The organism is Bradyrhizobium sp. (assembly GCF_049586575.1).
GTDB lineage: Bacteria > Pseudomonadota > Alphaproteobacteria > Rhizobiales > Xanthobacteraceae > Bradyrhizobium.
In genome coordinates this window covers 1-18,061 of sequence record NZ_JBAVCF010000673.1, presented here as the reverse complement: position 1 = coordinate 18,061, position 18,061 = coordinate 1, and the positions used below count along the sequence as shown (strand labels likewise).

Below are 18,061 nucleotides of genomic sequence, written 5' to 3'. Positions count from 1 at the left end.
CTGCCGGACTCATTGCCGTAGAAGGAGGCCATTCCCGAGAAGGTCCGCCCCGAGCCGAACGACGGCGTGGCCAGCGACGCGTTGGCGTCCCGCCAGGGCGAGCCGACGGCGTGGGCGGCATGATGGGAATAATGATGGTGGTGCCGGTAGGGCCGCGCCGAGGCCTCAGAGGCGGTACCCCCGGTCAAAGCAGCTGCGGCAAAAAGGATGAGCGCCGTACGCGACTGGGTTACTTTTCCCAGCGCCTGCCTGTTGAGTTTCAGCATTATATTAGTCCCTCAATTAGTAATGCCACATCTGCGGCAAGTGGAACCCCCGCTCCAAGTTGATGGACCGCCGTTTGGTTTCGCAATGAGGCATAAAATGGGCAGTAGATCAGGTTTGTCTCTGCGTGAAACATCTTGTTACATGGAACGCTAATCCATCGATATTCCGTAATACTCTAAATTAACTAACCGTTAACCAATTCAATACATATTATTATTGATCATCGAAGTCTTCAGCACCAAGGCCCGAACTTTCCCAAGTATTGCAACCGTGGGATGGCTGGGCAGGTCCCGCCCCTCATTCCCGGTCACCGCATGCTGCTATGCAACAATACGAGGACGCGGTTCGAGGCGTCAGGTCAGCCGACCGGGTGAAGCTGGCGGGGGCTCTGCCGACCGTCGCATATTGGCGACCCGCCGCGACAAAATGCTGGGCAAATTTGAACGCTGAGCAACCTGCGGCAAGGCATCGCCAGCAGTCGCCGTCATATTGCACCTGCACTCTTGCTATGTTAGCAAAGCCGCGATTTTAACGGCCCCGGCGCTGCCTGTGCCGGTCGAAAATCGAAGTCCCGCTTGAACTTCAAGGGCTTGGATCGCTAGGCGCCGCATTTTGGCGACGGTTTTTCCCTTGCGAGTTTGACAGCAAAAAAGAGCGCGTTCGTGGCTGAAAATCCGTCCGTTTCGGGAGTGTCCGGTCGTTATGCAACGGCCCTGTTCGAATTGGCGCGCGATGAGAAGTCAATCGACGCGGTCAAGGCGGACCTCGACAGATTCGATGCGATGCTGGCGGACAGCGCCGATCTGAAGCGTCTCGTTCGCAGCCCGGTTTTTTCGTCCGATACGCAGGTGAAGGCGCTATCGGCGGTGCTCGACAGGGCTGGGATTTCCGGCATTTCCGGCAATTTCCTCAAAGTTCTTACCGCCAATCGGCGGCTGTTCGCCGTGGATCAGGTGATCCGCGCCTTCCGCGCGTTGGTGGCGAAGTTCAAGGGCGAGGCGACCGCTGACGTCACGGTGGCCGAACAGCTCAGCGACAAGAATCTCGATGCCCTCAAGACCGCGCTGAAGTCGGTGACGGGCAAGGACGTTTCTCTCAACGTGAATGTCGATCCGTCGATCATCGGTGGCCTCGTTGTCAAACTCGGCAGCCGCATGGTCGATAGTTCGCTTCGCACCAAACTCAATTCGATCAAGCACGCGATGAAAGAGGCAGGCTGATGGACATCCGCGCCGCGGAAATTTCCGCGATCCTCAAGGACCAGATCAAGAATTTTGGCCAGGAGGCCGAGGTCTCCGAAGTCGGACAGGTGTTGTCCGTCGGCGACGGCATTGCCCGCGTCTTCGGCCTCGACAACGTCCAGGCCGGCGAGATGGTCGAGTTCGAAAACGGTACGCGCGGCATGGCGCTGAACCTTGAAACCGACAACGTCGGTATCGTGATTTTCGGCGCCGACCGCGAAATCAAGGAAGGCCAGACTGTCAAGCGCACCCGCGCCATCGTCGATACGCCGGTCGGCAAGGGCTTGCTCGGCCGCGTGGTCGATGCGCTCGGCAATCCGATCGACGGCAAGGGCCCGATCAAGGCCGACAAGCGCATGCGCGTCGACGTCAAGGCGCCCGGCATCATTCCGCGCAAGTCGGTCAACGAGCCGATGGCGACCGGGTTGAAGGCGATCGATGCGCTGATTCCGATCGGCCGCGGCCAGCGTGAGCTGATCATCGGCGATCGTCAGACCGGCAAGACCGCGATCGCGCTCGATACCATTCTGAACCAGAAGCCGCTCAACGCGCAGCCGGACGAGAACATCAAGCTCTATTGCGTCTACGTCGCGATTGGGCAGAAGCGCTCCACCGTCGCGCAGTTCGTGAAGGTGCTCGAAGAACAGGGCGCGCTGGAATATTCGATCGTGGTCGCGGCCACTGCGTCCGATCCAGCGCCGATGCAGTACATCGCGCCGTTCACCGGCTGCACCATGGGTGAGTATTTCCGCGACAACGGCATGCACGCGGTCATCATCTACGACGACTTGTCCAAGCAGGCCGTCGCCTACCGCCAGATGTCGCTGTTGCTGCGCCGCCCGCCGGGCCGCGAAGCCTATCCCGGCGACGTGTTCTATCTGCATTCGCGCCTGCTCGAGCGCGCCGCCAAGCTCAACAAGGATCAGGGTTCGGGATCGCTGACGGCGCTGCCGGTCATCGAAACCCAGGCCAATGACGTCTCGGCCTATATTCCGACCAACGTCATTTCGATCACCGACGGCCAGATATTCCTCGAAACCGACCTGTTCTTTCAGGGCATCCGTCCCGCGGTGAACGTCGGTCTGTCGGTCTCGCGCGTCGGATCTTCGGCGCAGACCAAGGCGATGAAGAAGGTCGCCGGCAAGATCAAGGGTGAGCTCGCGCAGTACCGCGAAATGGCGGCATTCGCGCAGTTCGGAAGCGACCTCGACGCCTCGACCCAGCGCCTGCTCAATCGCGGCTCGCGCCTGACAGAACTCCTCAAGCAGCCGCAGTTCTCGCCGCTGAAGATGGAAGAGCAGGTCTGCGTGATCTGGGCCGGCACCAACGGCTATCTCGACGCGCTTCCGCTCAACAAGGTGAGGGCGTTCGAGGACGGGCTGCTGTCGGTGCTGCGCGGCAAGAACGTCGAGATCCTCAACACCATTCGTGACAGCCGCGATCTCAGCGACGATACCGCGGCCAAGCTGAAGAGCGTGGTCGAGGGTTTCATCAAGACGCTTGCTTGATTTCTTCGCCTCCCCCGCATCGGGGAGGTGCGCGCAACCGAGGTCTGTGGATTAGACTTAAATGGCTTCACTAAAGGACATGCGGGTCCGCATCGCCTCGACCAAGGCGACGCAGAAGATCACCAAGGCGATGCAGATGGTCGCAGCCTCCAAGCTGCGCCGGGCACAGAGCGCCGCCGAAGCCGCGCGGCCTTATGCCGAGAAAATGGATGCGGTGATCTCCGACATTGCCGCGGCTGCTGCAAATTCGCCTGGCGCGCCGGCGCTTCTGGCCGGAACGGGCAAGGATCAGGTGCATCTGCTGCTGGTATGCACCGGCGAACGCGGCCTTTCGGGCGCCTTCAACTCGTCGATCGTGCGGCTCGCGCGCGAACATGCGCTGAAACTGGCTGCCCAGGGTAAAGAGGTGAAGTTCTTCTGCGTCGGCCGCAAGGGACTGGAGCAACTCCGTCGCACCTTCGAAAAGCAGATCGTGGAAAGTGTCGAGCTGCGCTCGGTTCGCCAGCTTGGCTTCGTCAACGCTGAAGATGTCGCCAAGAAGGTCATCGCGCGCTTCAACAATGGCGAATTCGACGTCTGCACGCTGTTCTATTCGCGCTTCCGCTCGGTGATCGCCCAGATCCCGACCGCACAGCAGATCATTCCGCTCGTCGTCGAAGCGCCCGCGGCCAATGCGGCCCCGGCGGTTTCCTACGAATACGAGCCGGAAGAAGACGAGATCCTGCCGCGACTCCTGCCGCGCAACATCGCGGTACAGGTCTTCCGCGCGCTGCTGGAAAACAACGCCTCGTTCTACGGCGCCCAGATGAGCGCGATGGACAACGCCACCCGCAACGCCGGCGACATGATCCGCAAGCAGACCTTGATTTACAACCGAACCCGTCAAGCCATGATCACCAAGGAGCTGATTGAAATCATCTCCGGCGCCGAGGCGATGTAACGGCGACACGCACGATTGGACTGACGGTTGTCCAGAGATACGAATTCGAAGGAGATAGTTTTATGGCTTCACCTGCCAACCAGACCGGACGCATCACGCAGGTCATCGGCGCCGTCGTCGACGTGCAGTTCGAAGGACATCTGCCCGCGATTCTGAACGCGATCGAAACCAAGAACGGCGGTAATCGCCTGGTTCTCGAGGTCGCGCAGCATCTCGGCGAGTCCACGGTGCGCACGATCGCGATGGACACCACCGAGGGTCTGGTACGCGGCCAGGAAGTCACCGACACCGGCAATCCGATCATGGTGCCGGTCGGCGCCGGAACGTTGGGACGCATCATCAACGTCATCGGCGAGCCGATCGATGAGGCGGGCCCGGTTGAATCGGAGGGTTTGCGCGCCATCCACCAGGAAGCGCCGCTCTACACCGATCAGTCTACCGAAGCTGAAATCCTCGTCACCGGCATCAAGGTGGTGGATTTGCTCGCGCCCTACGCCAAGGGCGGCAAGATCGGCCTGTTCGGCGGCGCCGGCGTCGGCAAGACCGTGCTGATCCAGGAACTGATCAACAACGTCGCGAAGGCGCATGGTGGTTACTCGGTGTTCGCCGGCGTCGGCGAGCGGACCCGCGAAGGCAATGACCTCTATCACGAGTTCATCGAATCGAAGGTCAACGCGGACCCACACCATCCCGATCCAAGCGTTAAATCGAAATGCGCGCTGGTGTTCGGCCAGATGAACGAACCGCCGGGCGCGCGTGCTCGCGTCGGCCTTACCGGCCTGACCGTGGCCGAGCATTTCCGCGACCAGGGCCAGGACGTGCTGTTCTTCGTCGACAACATCTTCCGCTTTACCCAGGCGGGTTCCGAAGTGTCGGCGCTGCTCGGGCGCATTCCTTCGGCGGTGGGCTATCAGCCGACGCTCGCGACCGACATGGGCGCGCTGCAGGAACGCATCACCACGACGCACAAGGGATCGATTACTTCGGTGCAGGCGATCTACGTGCCGGCCGACGATTTGACCGACCCCGCGCCCGCGACCTCGTTCGCCCATTTGGACGCGACCACGGTGCTGAACCGGGCGATCTCGGAAAAAGGCATCTACCCGGCGGTGGATCCGCTCGACTCGACCTCGCGTATGTTGTCGCCGCTGGTCGTCGGCGAACAGCACTACACCACCGCGCGGATGGTGCAGCAGGTGCTGCAGAAATATAAGTCGCTACAGGACATCATCGCCATTCTCGGCATGGACGAGCTGTCCGAAGAGGACAAGATCACGGTCGCGCGCGCCCGCAAGGTCGAGCGTTTCCTGTCGCAGCCGTTCCACGTCGCCGAAGTCTTCACCGGTTCGCCGGGCAAGTTCGTCGACCTCGCCGACACCATCAAGGGTTTCCGCGACTTGTGCGAAGGCAAGTACGATCATCTGCCGGAAGCTGCCTTCTACATGGTCGGCACCATCGAAGAGGCGGTCGAAAAGGGCAAGAAGCTGGCCGCCGAGGCGGCCTGAGGGCGAATGACGAAGGGGAGTAGCGAATAGTTCGCCGCTGCTCCCTTTAATTTCGCCATTCACTATTCGCTACGCGCAGGGTTCACATGGCCACCTTCCACTTTGATCTCGTCTCGCCCGAAAAAATGGCCTTCTCCGGCGAGGTCGACCAGGTCGACGTTCCCGGGGTCGAGGGCGATTTCGGCGTGCTGGCCGGACATGCGCCGGTCGTGGCCGCGATCCGGCCGGGCATCCTGACGGTGATATCGGGCGGGTCGAAGGAGAAGATCATCGTGCTCGGCGGACTTGCGGAAGTCTCCGAGAAGGGTCTCACGGTGCTCGCCGACGTCGCGACGTCGCTCGACGAACTGGATCGCGCCGAGTTCGCCGAGACGATCTCCGAAATGGAGGCCAAGCTTGCTGAGAAGGAAGGCTCCGAGCTTGATCGTGCGATCGAGAGGCTCGATCACTACAAGAGCATCCAGCACGAGCTCAGTACGACGGCGCTGCACTAAGCCGCGTATCCGTTCGGCCGTTGCCGCGAATTAATCCGGCGAGATCGCGGAAAATCCTGAAAATTGCTTCGCTACGGCCTGGTAGACGCCGCGCCGGAACGGCACCACGAGATCGGCGACGCGGTCGAGGCGCTCCCATCGCCATTGATCGAATTCCGGCGGTTGGCCGTTGCGTGAGATCAGAGGATCGATTTCCCGCTCCGAGCCGGAAAAACGCAGCGCGAACCATTTTTGCCGCTGGCCGCGAAACCGCGCGAGCCCGTGCGATTGGGGCCCGGTATAGAGCGGGAATTCGTAAGTCAGCCAATCGGTCTCGCCGAGATAATCGGCGCTTTTGACTCCGGTCTCCTCCCAGAGTTCGCGCATCACCGCCTGATGCGGATTTTCCTCGGCATCGATTCCGCCCTGCGGCATTTGCCACTCCATGCCGGGGAGAATGATCTCCGGACCGTCGTCCTTGAATCGCCGGCCGATCAAGACCTGACCGCCGGCATTGAACAGCGCAATGCCGACATTGGGACGGTAGGGCTTTGTCATGGCGGAGAACGCTCGCGTTGTTGGCGCCGATCGTCAGCTCACGTGGAGTGAACTCAACCGCTCGCGAGGTTGGAAAATTCCTTGACCACCCGCTCGTAGACTGGGCGCTTGAACGGAACGATCAGATCCGGGAGATTTTTCATCGGCTCCCAACGCCAACTGACGAACTCGGCCTTGTGTCCGCCGCCGGGGCTCGCGACATTGATCTCGCGATCTTCCCCGGTGAAGCGCACGGCGTACCATTTCTGCCGCTGGCCCCGGTAACGGCCCTTCCAGGCCCGGCCGGCAACGGTGCGCGGAATATCATAAATCAGCCAGTCGCCGACTTCGGCGAGCTTCTCGACCGAGCGGACACTGGTTTCCTCGTAGAGTTCACGCTTGGCGGCGTCCCAGGTATCCTCGCCGGGATCGACGCCGCCTTGCGGCATTTGCCAGACATGGGATTCGTCGACATGTTCGACGCCGCCGGCGCGGCGACCGATGAAGACGAGCCCGGCTGCGTTGATCAGCATCATGCCGACGCAAGTTCGATAGGGCAGATCTTCGTAACGCGCCATTCCGTCCAGGTCTCCTGCGGGGGTCGCACGGCGAGGGGGGTCGCTAGTGGTCCGATTCTAACATTCGCATCCCGTCTCAGCAGCCACTTTTGCGAATGTTAGAATCAAAAGGACCAGTAGCAAATATAGGTTTCTAGTCGAGTTTTGGATTTGACATTCGCTTGACGAACCCGCGGCCAGATGGGTAGCGAATGTCAAATCCACTCCATTAGCTCGATTTTGATTTCATCATCGCCGTTGTCAATGGCACGAGCAGGAGGCCATGGCTGTCAAGCGTTTTGGTCCAGGCGCTGATCCGCTCGATCGAAATCGGCAACGCCGAGGCGACGCCGACCGCGAGCCCCCGCTCTTTCGCCAATCCCTCGAGTTTCGCTAGCGCGCGGTCGATCTCTGCAGCAGTCGGCACCCCATCGATGGTGACGTCAGCCTTGGCGAAAGGCACAGCCTGGGCCGCCATCAGCGAGGGGGCGACGCTGCGCGCCGATCCGTCGTCGAAGTAGCCAAGGCCGCGCTTGGCGGCTTCTTTGACGATCGGCGCCATCGCGGTATCGGTCGCCACAAAGCGTGCGCCCATGAAATTGGCGATTCCGGCATAGCCCTGGAATCGGCTGAGGTGCCAGTACAGGCGGTCGATATTCTGCTCGGGCGCCAGCGCCGTGAGCAGCGTCTGCGGTCCCGGATCGTTGTCGGGATAGTCGTAGGGTTCCATCGGAATTTGCAGCAGGATCTCGTGATGCTGCGCGCGGGCCCGTTCGACAAGCTTGGCGGGGTCCGATCCGTAAGGGGTGAATGCCAGCGTGACCGCGGCCGGCAACCTCAATATGGCTTCGACGGTTTTCGCGGCGCCGACACCTAGGCCACCCACCACGATGGCCACAATCGGCATCTTCGCCGCCTTGGCGCGGTCCGCCTCGCCGGCATAGGCGGTGAAGGGCCTCAGCCCGTCGGCGGCCGTCGGGATCATGCCGTAGCGCGATTTCTCAAGTAACCGCGGGTCAATGCCGGGCATCACGCCCGGCGCGGCGGTATCTTTCTCGGAAGGCTCGCCAGCGATCTTTATGTCCTGGCGTGCGCCACTGGAGCCGTCGATGATGGTGACGGTCCGTTGTTCGGCGCCTGCGCCGGCATGGGCCGTGTTCGAGGGTGCTTCGGCGCGGTGCCCGGCCATTGCCGGCTTCTCGGCAGACATTTCGCTGGTCTTCGCGCCAGCCTTGTCGCTGCCCGGTGAAGGGGCGATCGCGATTCGTGTCAACGGCTCGCCGCCGAGCGGGTCATCGTTGAAGAGGGCAAAACCGGCAAACGTGGCCAGAAACAGACCGAGCACCACCGACAACGCCTGGATTGGCGTGAAAGGCAGCCGAAAGCGGCGCTTGCCGCGCTCACCATCCCGTCCTAGCGGAGCGCTCAGCTCGTCGGTGGCCTCTGCCATCGAACTCCCCGAATCAATCGGGATGAAGATACCACGTCGGCACAAGGCAAAGGCAGGGTGGAACCGCGCCCTCGACGGCGGCGGCATCGAGGTCCCGCTCCTGCAAAATCACGGCACGGCAAACAAAAGGGCGGCCGTTGCGGCCGCCCTTTCGAATCAACGCTTCAATTTCGGTCAGTTGGCTTCCTTGTTGGACGGCTTCTCGACCGAGGCCTTGTCCGTGGCCTTGTTGTCGGACGCCGGCGCGCTGGCATTGACCTTCACGCCGTGCAGCAGGTCGTCCGCCATCTTCAGCGCCTTGTCATTCTTGGCGTCCGGCGGGACGTAAGACTGCGAACCGGTCTTCTCGTCGCCGTCATTCTTCAAGTGACCGCGCAGCGAAGCTTCGCCCTTGGTGTCGGTGCGTGATTTCAATTCATCCGGCACGTCCTGCAATACCTCGATGTCGGGAACGATGCCCTTGGCCTGGATCGATTTGCCGGACGGCGTGTAATAGCGCGCCGTGGTGAGTCGCAGGGCACCGTTGCCGGCGCCAAGCGGGATGATGGTCTGGACCGAGCCCTTGCCGAACGAACGGGTGCCGACCAGCGTCGCGCGCTTGTGGTCCTGCAGCGCGCCAGCGACGATCTCGGAGGCGGATGCCGATCCGCCGTTGATCAGGACGATCACCGGTTTGCCCTTGGTCAGATCGCCCGGACGGGCCGAGCGGCGCTGGGTTTCTTCGGCGTTGCGTCCGCGTGTCGAGACGATTTCACCGCGTTCGAGGAACGCGTCGGAAACCGTCACCGCTTCTTCCAGCAGGCCGCCGGGGTTGTTGCGCAGGTCGATGACATAGCCCTTCAGCTTGTCGCCGATCTGATTCTGCAAGTTGCCAATTTCCTTCTTCAACCCTTCGGTGGTCTGCTCGTTGAAGGTGGTGATGCGGATATAGGCGATATCGTCGTCTTCCACGCGCGCGCGGACCGAGCGGACGCGGATATTGTCGCGCACCAGCGTGACGTCGATCGGATTGTCCTGGCCCTTGCGGACGATCTTGAGCCGGATCTTGGTGTTGACCGGGCCGCGCATCTTCTCGACCGCCTGGTTGAGCGTCAGGCCCTGCACCTGCTCGTCGTCGAGCATGGTGATGATGTCGTTGGCGAGGATACCGGCCTTGGAAGCGGGCGTATCGTCGATCGGCGACACCACCTTGATCAGACCGTCTTCCATAGTGACCTCGATGCCGAGGCCGCCAAATTCGCCGCGGGTCTGCACCTGCATGTCGCGGAAGCTCTTGGCATCCATGTAGCTGGAATGCGGATCGAGGCCACTCAGCATTCCGCTGATCGCCGATTCGATGAGCTTGCTGTCGTCAGGCTTTTCGACGTAGTCGCTACGGACCCGCTCGAACACATCGCCGAACAGATTGAGCTGGCGATAGGTGTCGGAGGTCGACGCACGGGCGCTCGATCCCATCATCACCGCGCGCGGCTGCGTCGCGAAGAGCGTCAATGCCGCGCCAGTGGCGGCGCTGAGGAGAATAACAGAAGTCTTGCGCATCATCCGCGAACCTTTTCGCCTTCATTTGCGGCCCACCATGGGCCTGGATCAATGGGAGTGCCGTCCTTACGGAACTCGATATAGAGCACGGGCTGGCTGGCGTTCGCTGCCAGTATCGAAGCAACCTGGGATGTCGTTCCCATGGTTGCGACCGGCTCCCCCGTAAGTACAAACTGGCCGATGTTAACCGAAATGCGCCCCATCCCGGCGATGAGGACATGATACCCGCCCCCGGCGTTGAGGATCAAGAGTTGTCCGTAGCTGCGAAAGGGACCAGCGTAAACGACCCAGCCATCACACGGGGTTGTGACCTGCGCACCGGCCCGGGTTGCCAAGGAAATGCCTTTTTCGACGCCGCCGGCACCGTCGGAACCGCCAAAGTCACGTAATTTGACGCCGTTGACCGGCAAAGCGAGCAACCCCTTGGCCGAGGCGAACGCGATCGCCGGGCTCAACCGGGACGGGTTTTTCAGCCCGCCCAAATTGGGCTTCCCGTCGGCCGTGCTGGGAGTTCCCTGCTGGCTGGCGACGGCGGCCGCTTTCGCCGCGCTCTTCACGTCCTGTTCCATCTTGCTGATCAGGCCCTGAAGGCTGTCGACCTGTTTGGAGAGGGTGATTGCGCGCGCGCTTTCCGCCTCCAGGTCCTTTTCGACACCGCTTTGCTTGCGCTGGCGCTCATCCACCAGGGCCGCGAGCCGGGTCTGGTCGTCCCCTAACTTGTCGCGGTCAGCCGAAAGCCGGTCACGCTCGGAACCGATAGCCTTGCGGAGTGCGACGAGTTCAGCGAGGTCCTTGGCGAGGGCTTGGGCGCGGGCACGCAATTCGGGCACGACAGAGCCGAGCAGTATGGCAGTTCGAAGCGATTGCAACGCGTCTTCGGGCCTGACCAGCAGGGCCGGCGGTGTCCGCCGTCCGGCGCGCTGCAGCGCCGCCAGCACCTCGACTACTTCGGAGCGGCGCGAATCGAGCGAGCTTCTGATTTGCTTTTCACGTTCGTCGAGCGGACGAAGCCGCGCTTCCGCCTCGCCGATTCTGGTTTCGACGGCGCGAACCTGGGCCGCCACGTCGATCAGCTGTGCGTTGAGCTTGCTGCGGTCCTGGCCGATCGCCGCGACCTCAGCCTTGAGTTGCTGCTGAAGTTCGGCCGAGCTCTTTTGCTGCGCGCGCGTCGTTTCCAGCTCCTGCTCGCGCTGCTTGATGGCATCAGGCAAGGCCACCGTGGCTGCCTGCGGTGCCGCTCCGGCGACCTGAGCCGACGCAGAGACGCTGACGGAGACGAAACTTGCGGAAAGCAACACGAGCGAAAGGCGGGCAAAGGAGAGCACGTCGCCGCGAGAGGCGTCCTGACGGCGAGAAATGTTCCGCGACGATTGCATCAATCCCGTCGTGCCTTATGCGAGCATCGCTCGCCTTTTACGCGCGGTGGTAGGGGTGTCCCGCCAGGATGGTCGCGGCGCGGTAGACCTGCTCAAGAAGCATGACCCGCACCATCTGGTGCGGCCAGGTCGCAGAACCGAATGCCATCCTCAATCGTGCCATGCGCCGCAATTCGGGCGAAAGTCCGTCCGCGCCACCGATTGCAAAAATAGTGTTGGCGACATGGTCGTCGCGCCAGCGGCCTAGATGGTGGGCAAACGTGCCGCTGTCGAGATTGTCGCCACGTTCGTCGAGCGCGATCAGCACCGATTTCGGCGGGATTGCCGCGGTAATCGCCGCGGCCTCCTCGGCAATGCGGGAATTCGTGTCCCGCGCGCGGCTCTCGGCCAATTCTTGAATTTCGAGGCCGCGAAAACCGAGCTTGCGGCCGATGTCGTCGAACCGCTCGCGATAGCGTTCGGCAAGCTCTCGTTCCGGCCCCTGCTTAAGCCGCCCGACGGCAATGACGAGGAGGCGCATGATCAGGCCCAGCTTCCGCGGGTTTGGGTCAGTGCGGCGAACTTCGGAATCGAAACCCTGGCGTCACACAGCGGCTCCGCCCCGAGCCTACGGCGCCAAGTTGACATCCGCCATCCTCCGGGACGCGGCCCAGGAAAAATACCGGACTCCAAACCTCTCTACCGAGCCAAAGGCTAGATCGCCTTCGCCGCCGCCCGACCTTGCGTCCACAACCGTTCAAGATTGTAGAATTCGCGGACCTCGGGTCTGAAGATGTGGACGATCACGTCCCCCGAATCGATCAGCACCCAATCGCAATTGGGCAAGCCTTCGACATGAGGACTGGTGACTCCACTCTCTTTAAGACCTTTGGCAACATTTTCCGCGATCGCACCGACGTGCCGGTTCACCCGGCCGGTGGTGACGACCATATAGTCGGTAAATGCAGATTTGCCGCGAAGGTCGATGGTGACCGTGTCTTCCGCCTTCATATCGTCGAGGCGGGAGAGGATCATATTCAGCGTCTTGTCGGCGTCTGGTTGCGCCTTCAAGGCCGCAGCTCGGGTCGATGTTTTACGCGCGGGTTTGGTTGCCTTGGGTAAAACAGACTTGGACAATACAGACGTGGCCAGGGACCATTCCTTTCACTGTATCGCGGACACCGAATCCTTCGGAAGCCCGCCACTATTCTATGCATGTGGGGTTAACGGTTTCAATATCCAGTAGCCCCAGTACGGCGTTTCCGAAGCTCGAAAGTTTGCCTGCGGCCATTCCGACACGAACTTCGGAAAAATTGCGGGGTTGCCGGTAATTTCATGCTGGCGCTGCCGCGCCACGGCCTCAATCCGTCCTCCAGCTTCCATCCTGGTTCCGCAGGCCCGTCGATGACAGGTGAAGCTTCATGCCGGTGAGAAAAACCCAGGCAGGCGTGTGCTGGTTGGCGAGGCTTGCGGCCTGATTTTCGGGCAGACGGTAGCGTGTCAGGGCCTGAGCAGCAGGCGAAGCGAGCGCGCGAAGGCTCTGCGGCGGACGATCGATCACAGCGATCGGCACCTCGGATGCGATACGCCGCCAATCATGCCAGCGGTGAAATTGCGCAAGATTGTCCGCCCCCATGATCCAGACAAAGTGCAGGCCGGACGCGCGGCGGCACAAATATCTAATCGTCTCCGCAGTGTAGCGCGTTCCGATGACGGATTCGAGACAGCTGATGTCGATGCGCGGATCGTGCGCGACGTTCCGCGCGGCCTCCATGCGCTCGGCGAGATCATGCGGCGTTCGGTCGGTCTTGAGCGGATTGCCCGGCGTCACCAGCCACCACACCCGGTCAAGCTTTAAGCGCTTGATCGCAAAAAGGCTGATGGCGCGGTGGGCCAAATGCGGCGGATCGAAGGAGCCGCCGAGCAGCCCGATGCGCATGCCGTTGACATAGGGCGGAAGGACGGAGGCAACGGACAACGGCGCGGGCACAACTTTATTCACCGGCGCCACCGCACGTGTTCGTCCCTACGCATTGGCCTCACACGTAGCGCTTGCCTCACGGCCGGGTCTGTCCGGTACCATGAACGCGATATTTGAAGCTGGTCAATTGCTCTGCACCCACGGGACCGCGGGCGTGGAACCTGCCGGTCGCAATTCCGATCTCCGCCCCGAAGCCGAACTCGCCGCCATCGGCGAACTGGGTCGAGGCGTTGTGCAACACGATGGCGGAATCGACCTCGTTGAGGAATTTGCCGGCCGCGGCTTGGTCTTCGGTCACGATCGCGTCGGTGTGGTGCGATCCGTGATCGTGAATATGAGAGATCGCCTCGTCGAGACCGCCGACGACTTTGGCTGCAATGATAGGAGCCTCGTATTCCGTATCCCAGTCTTCGTCGGAAGCCGGCTTCACCCGGGCATCGGTTCGCTGGACGCTATCGTCGCCGCGCACCTCGCAGCCTGCGTCGAGCAGCATCTCGACCAGCGGCTTGAGCAATGTAGGCGCCCCCTTGCGATCGACCAGCAAGGTCTCGGCCGCGCCGCAGACCCCGGGCCGCCGCATCTTGGCGTTCAGCACAATCGATTTCGCCATCTCCAGTTTGGCGGCGTGATCGACATAGACGTGGTTGACGCCTTCGAGATGCGCGAACACCGGCACGCGCGCTTCCGCCTCGACCCTACTGACGAGGCCCTTGCCGCCGCGCGGCACGATAACGTCGACGGCGCCGCCAAGTCCCGTCAACAACAGTCCGACCGCGGCACGATCGCGCGTCGGCACGAGCGTGACGGCCGCCTCGGGAAGACCGGCCTCGCGCAAGCCCTGCACCAGGCAATCATGGATCGCCCGGCAGGAGCGGAAACTGTCGGAGCCGCCGCGCAGGATCACGGCGTTACCCGATTTCAGGCAGAGCACGCCCGCATCTGCCGCGACATTGGGGCGGCTTTCGAAGATGACCGCGATGACCCCGAGCGGCACACGAACGCGTTCGATGGTCATGCCGTTGGGGCGCTGCCAGCGCTCGGTTACGACGCCAATCGGATCCTCGATCGCGCGCACGGTCGCAACCCCGTCGGCCATGGCGTCGATGCGGCTTTGGGTCAACGTCAGACGGTCGATGAAGGCTGCGGTGGCGCCGCCCGCGCGAGCTTCAGTGACGTCTTCGGCATTCGCAGCCAGGATCGCGGCCGCGTTCGTGCGGATGGCACGCTCGATGGCGTCGAGCGCCTTGTTCTTCTGCTCAGCCGAGGCGAGCGCGAGCACCTGCGCGGCCTCGCGCGCCCGCCCGGCAAGAGCGTTCATCAGTTCGGGTAAATCGGCGTTGCCGTCGATAGCTTTGAGGGGCGCGGTCATGGAAATTAGCCTGCAATTAAGGCCATGTTCTAGCACGGAAAACGACAGCTTGGCGAGGCGCGGAACCGGCATGGCAGATCGCTTTCGCCGCACCAGTCGGCCATTGGCCTAGCCTGCCGCGTGTGCCCCGCTGGGGCCGATGACGAGATCGTCGCGGTGGATCATCTCGGCGCGGCCGGAGATGCCGAGGATCGTCATCACGTCGCCCGACGAACGGCCCTTGATCTTCTCGGCATCGTCGGCGTCGTAGGCGACAAGGCCGCGGCCGATCTCATGGGTATCGGGACCGCGCACCACCACGGCATCGCCGCGGGCGAATTGGCCATCGATGCGGATCACGCCGGCCGGCAGCAGACTTTTGCCGGCGCGTAGCGCGTTCACCGCACCGGCATCGATGGTCAGGGTGCCCTTCGGTTCGAGCGAACCCGCAATCCATCGCTTCCGTGCGGTGACCGGGTTGGCCGGCGTCAAAAACCAGGTGCAACGGCCGCCGTCGGCGATGGCTTGTAGCGGGTGCTCGATCTTGCCCGAGGCGATCAGCATATGCGTGCCGGCTGTGGTCGCGATCTTGGCTGCCTCGATCTTGGTGCGCATGCCGCCGCGCGACAATTCGGATTCGGCAGCGCCCGCCATTGCCTCGATTTCGGACGTGACGGACTCCACGACCGGGATCAGCTTGGCGTCGGGATTGGCGCCGGGCGGCGCATCATAGAGGCCGTCGATATCGGAGAGCAGGATCAGAAGATCGGCGCTCGCCATCGTGGCGACGCGCGCGGCAAGCCTATCGTTGTCGCCGTAGCGGATTTCATTGGTGGCGACCGTATCGTTTTCGTTGATGATCGGAACCGCGCGCCATTCGAGAAGCTTGGCGATGGTCGATCGCGCGTTGAGATAGCGACGTCGCTCTTCGGTGTCCTGCAAGGTCACCAGGATCTGTCCTGAGCCGATGTTGTGAGCGCCCAGCACTTCTGACCAGATACGCGCCAGCGCAATCTGCCCCACGGCGGCGGCAGCCTGGCTCTCCTCGAGCTTGAGCGGTCCGCGCGCCAGCTTCAGACGGCTGCGTCCCAGTGCAATCGAACCGGACGAGACGACCAGCACCTCGCGTCCTTCGCCATGCAGTTTGGCAAGGTCGCCCGCGAGGGCCGAGAGCCAGGGCGTCCGCACCTCGCCGGCATTGGAATCAATGAGCAGCGAGGAGCCGACCTTGACGACGATGCGGCGGAAGTTTTCTAGGCTTGGGCGGGCCATGGCTTTGAGACTTTGCAGGCTTCAACGACGAGGGTGGTACAGTATATGGCAAGCTAGCTGGTTTGAGTTGCCCACGGCTCCGCCTGCGCGCCGCTTTTAGCCTTGCCTGAGACCGGCGCTTCGCCGATCACCTCCGCTAGTGCGCGTAGAGCGGCAGGTACGCCTTCGCCGGTCGCGGCGGAAATCAAGAGCGGCGTTTTCCTGGCGGCCCGTTTCAGGCGATCCTTCTGCTTCTTCAACTCGTCCGGCGAGACGGCGTCGATCTTGTTCAGCGCCACGATCTCGATCTTCTCGGCGAGCTGGCCTTCATAAGCCTCGAGCTCGTTGCGCACGGTCTTGTAGGCCTTGCCGGCGTGCTCACTGGTGGCGTCCACCAGATGCAGCAGCACGCGGCAGCGCTCGACGTGACCAAGGAAGCGATCGCCGAGGCCGGCGCCCTCATGAGCGCCCTCGATCAGTCCGGGAATATCGGCCAGCACAAATTCGCGGCCATCGGCGTTCACGACGCCGAGCTGCGGATGCAGCGTGGTGAAGGGATAGTCGGCGATTTTCGGCTTCGCGGCGCTGACCTTGGAAAGGAAGGTCGACTTGCCGGCATTGGGGAGGCCGACCAGGCCCGCGTCCGCGATCAGTTTCAACCGCAGCCAGATCCAGCGTTCCTCGCCGACCTCGCCGGGATTGGCGTTGCGCGGCGCGCGATTGGTGGAGGACTTGAAGTGCGCATTGCCGAAGCCGCCATTGCCGCCTTCAGCCAGCACGAACTTCTCGCCGAGCTCCGTGAAATCGTGGATCAACGTCGTTCTGTCTTCGTCGAAGATTTGCGTACCGACCGGCACCTTGAGGACGATGGACTTGCCGTTAGCGCCATGGCGATCCTTGCCCATGCCATTGGTGCCCTTCTGTGCCTTGAAGTGCTGCTGGTAGCGGTAGTCGATCAGGGTGTTGAGCCCATCGACGACTTCGACAACGACGTCGCCGCCGCGGCCGCCATTGCCGCCGGAGGGACCGCCGAACTCGACATACTTTTCGCGGCGGAACGCCACGCAGCCGTTACCGCCGTCGCCGGAGCGAATATAGACCTTGGCTTCGTCGAGGAATTTCATGGCGCATAGGTAGGGCAGGCACGGCGCAGCAGCAACCACAAAGCTTGGTAAATGTGGGTTATCTGGCGCGTTGCAGTCATGTCGGCCGCCGCCGAATGAGGAATTTCTGCCATCCTTCCAGTACCATCTCGCGCCGCTGATTGAATACGGTCGAGCGCAAGGTGACGACGCCGGTGGTACGTCCCGCGGTCAGTTCCGTCACCTCCAGCGCCGGATAGATCGTGTCACCGGCATAGACCGGCTTCACGAACCGGCTCGACTGTTCGAGGAAACCGACCAACGATTCCTCGACCATGAAGGGAAACATTCCGGCTCCAGGCGCGGTATGGATCAGGGTCTGAAAACCGTGGGCGAGCAGGTTCGGCATGCCACGTGCGCGGCAATATTCGACATCGTAATGCACGGGGTGGGTGTCGCCGCTGGCAGTCTGGAAGGCCGCGAAGACGGCTGACGTCATGGTGCGGCTCGGAATGACGAAGCGCTCGCCAAGCGAAAAATCCTCGAACCAGCGCTGCTGTTGCACCATGCGATGTTTGGCGGGGTCGAAATCGGTCATATCTGCTCCCCTGATTGGCCGCGTGGCGCCGGACCATCACGAAGTTTATAGTAGGATACTGCGGTCCCGAATGAGTTTGCTCGCCAAAATCTCCACAACGCTTGATGATCGTTCCGCGCGGCTGGCCGGTATCGCGCTGATGCTGGTCTCGGTCTGCATGTTCGCGTTCGGCGACACGCTCGGCAAATATATCGTCGCGACCTATTCGGTCGGGCAATTGATGCTGCTGCGTGCTTGCGCGGCGCTCGCCCTCCTGGCGCCGTCGATATGGTGGCAGCGCCATGAATTCCGGCGAATTGAGCGGCCCCGGCTGCAGTTTCTGCGCCTCGTACTGTCGACCTTCGAGATCGCCGCGTTCTTTCTTGCAACTGTCTATCTGCCGCTCGCCGATGTCGTCACCTATTACCTGGCGACGCCGATTTTCGTCAC

18 protein-coding genes and 1 pseudogene are annotated in these 18,061 nt (G+C 62.2%); 6 read left to right on the top strand and 13 right to left on the bottom strand.

The window, feature by feature from the left end; translation table 11 throughout:
• A pseudogene (locus tag WB528_RS24750) lies at positions 1-266 on the bottom strand (septal ring lytic transglycosylase RlpA family protein); the annotation flags it as partial.
• A gap of 663 nt (positions 267-929) precedes the next feature.
• Between WB528_RS24750 and WB528_RS24745 the strand changes: the two are divergent.
• The 5 genes from WB528_RS24745 (at position 930) to WB528_RS24725 (ending at position 5,955) form a co-directional block, all read left to right on the top strand.
• The gene (locus tag WB528_RS24745) at positions 930-1,487 is read left to right on the top strand and encodes a F0F1 ATP synthase subunit delta (protein ID WP_423891647.1); all 558 of its coding nucleotides are present in this window, start codon (positions 930-932) and stop codon (positions 1,485-1,487) included.
• The gene (gene atpA / locus WB528_RS24740; RefSeq protein ID WP_423891645.1) at positions 1,487-3,016 is read left to right on the top strand and encodes a F0F1 ATP synthase subunit alpha; all 1,530 of its coding nucleotides are present in this window, start codon (positions 1,487-1,489) and stop codon (positions 3,014-3,016) included. The genes WB528_RS24745 and atpA overlap by 1 nt, the downstream gene beginning before the upstream one ends.
• Before the next feature lie 61 nt (positions 3,017-3,077).
• The gene (locus WB528_RS24735; protein ID WP_423891643.1) at positions 3,078-3,956 is read left to right on the top strand and encodes a F0F1 ATP synthase subunit gamma; all 879 of its coding nucleotides are present in this window, start codon (positions 3,078-3,080) and stop codon (positions 3,954-3,956) included.
• Between the two features lie 62 nt (positions 3,957-4,018).
• On the top strand, positions 4,019-5,461 hold the full coding sequence (atpD, locus tag WB528_RS24730; protein ID WP_423891641.1) for a F0F1 ATP synthase subunit beta: 1,443 nt from the start codon (positions 4,019-4,021) through the stop codon (positions 5,459-5,461).
• A gap of 86 nt (positions 5,462-5,547) precedes the next feature.
• Positions 5,548-5,955 carry a F0F1 ATP synthase subunit epsilon gene (locus tag WB528_RS24725; RefSeq protein ID WP_423891639.1) on the top strand — a complete coding sequence of 136 codons (408 nt, stop codon included), beginning with the start codon at positions 5,548-5,550 and terminating at the stop codon, positions 5,953-5,955.
• A 30-nt stretch (positions 5,956-5,985) separates the two neighbouring features.
• Here the strand turns inward: WB528_RS24725 and WB528_RS24720 are convergent, their stop codons facing one another.
• The 12 genes from WB528_RS24720 to WB528_RS24665 form a co-directional block, all read right to left on the bottom strand.
• On the bottom strand, positions 5,986-6,492 hold the full coding sequence (locus WB528_RS24720) for an RNA pyrophosphohydrolase (protein ID WP_423891637.1): 507 nt from the start codon (positions 6,490-6,492) through the stop codon (positions 5,986-5,988).
• Positions 6,493-6,545: 53 nt separating this feature from the next.
• Positions 6,546-7,049 carry an RNA pyrophosphohydrolase gene (locus WB528_RS24715; protein ID WP_423891636.1) on the bottom strand — a complete coding sequence of 168 codons (504 nt, stop codon included), beginning with the start codon at positions 7,047-7,049 and terminating at the stop codon, positions 6,546-6,548.
• A gap of 208 nt (positions 7,050-7,257) precedes the next feature.
• Positions 7,258-8,478, bottom strand: a complete 1,221-nt coding sequence (locus WB528_RS24710) for a divergent polysaccharide deacetylase family protein (protein ID WP_423891634.1) — start codon at positions 8,476-8,478, stop codon at positions 7,258-7,260.
• A 174-nt stretch (positions 8,479-8,652) separates the two neighbouring features.
• A complete protein-coding gene (locus tag WB528_RS24705) occupies positions 8,653-10,020 on the bottom strand; it encodes a S41 family peptidase (RefSeq protein ID WP_423891632.1) in 1,368 nt (455 codons plus the stop codon).
• Complete coding sequence (locus tag WB528_RS24700) at positions 10,017-11,315, bottom strand: murein hydrolase activator EnvC family protein (protein ID WP_423891651.1); 1,299 nt, start codon at positions 11,313-11,315, stop codon at positions 10,017-10,019. The genes WB528_RS24705 and WB528_RS24700 overlap by 4 nt, the downstream gene beginning before the upstream one ends.
• 115 nt (positions 11,316-11,430) lie before the next feature.
• Positions 11,431-11,913, bottom strand: a complete 483-nt coding sequence (rlmH, locus tag WB528_RS24695; protein WP_423891629.1) for a 23S rRNA (pseudouridine(1915)-N(3))-methyltransferase RlmH — start codon at positions 11,911-11,913, stop codon at positions 11,431-11,433.
• 173 nt (positions 11,914-12,086) lie between these two features.
• The gene (gene rsfS, locus WB528_RS24690; RefSeq protein WP_423891649.1) at positions 12,087-12,443 is read right to left on the bottom strand and encodes a ribosome silencing factor; all 357 of its coding nucleotides are present in this window, start codon (positions 12,441-12,443) and stop codon (positions 12,087-12,089) included.
• A gap of 289 nt (positions 12,444-12,732) precedes the next feature.
• Positions 12,733-13,362 carry a nicotinate-nucleotide adenylyltransferase gene (locus WB528_RS24685; protein WP_423891627.1) on the bottom strand — a complete coding sequence of 210 codons (630 nt, stop codon included), beginning with the start codon at positions 13,360-13,362 and terminating at the stop codon, positions 12,733-12,735.
• Between the two features lie 67 nt (positions 13,363-13,429).
• Complete coding sequence (locus WB528_RS24680) at positions 13,430-14,722, bottom strand: glutamate-5-semialdehyde dehydrogenase (protein ID WP_423891625.1); 1,293 nt, start codon at positions 14,720-14,722, stop codon at positions 13,430-13,432.
• Positions 14,723-14,830: 108 nt separating this feature from the next.
• Positions 14,831-15,973 carry a glutamate 5-kinase gene (gene proB / locus WB528_RS24675; RefSeq protein WP_423891623.1) on the bottom strand — a complete coding sequence of 381 codons (1,143 nt, stop codon included), beginning with the start codon at positions 15,971-15,973 and terminating at the stop codon, positions 14,831-14,833.
• Positions 15,974-16,026: 53 nt separating this feature from the next.
• Entirely contained in the window at positions 16,027-17,076 is a 1,050-nt protein-coding gene (obgE, locus tag WB528_RS24670) for a GTPase ObgE (RefSeq protein WP_423891620.1), read from the bottom strand.
• A 76-nt stretch (positions 17,077-17,152) separates the two neighbouring features.
• The gene (locus tag WB528_RS24665) at positions 17,153-17,632 is read right to left on the bottom strand and encodes a MaoC family dehydratase (protein WP_423891617.1); all 480 of its coding nucleotides are present in this window, start codon (positions 17,630-17,632) and stop codon (positions 17,153-17,155) included.
• Between the two features lie 70 nt (positions 17,633-17,702).
• On the opposite strand from WB528_RS24665, the gene WB528_RS24660 reads away from it, so the two are divergent.
• Positions 17,703-18,061, top strand: a 359-nt coding sequence (locus WB528_RS24660) for an EamA family transporter (RefSeq protein ID WP_423891615.1), incomplete at its 3' end; no start/stop codon positions are given.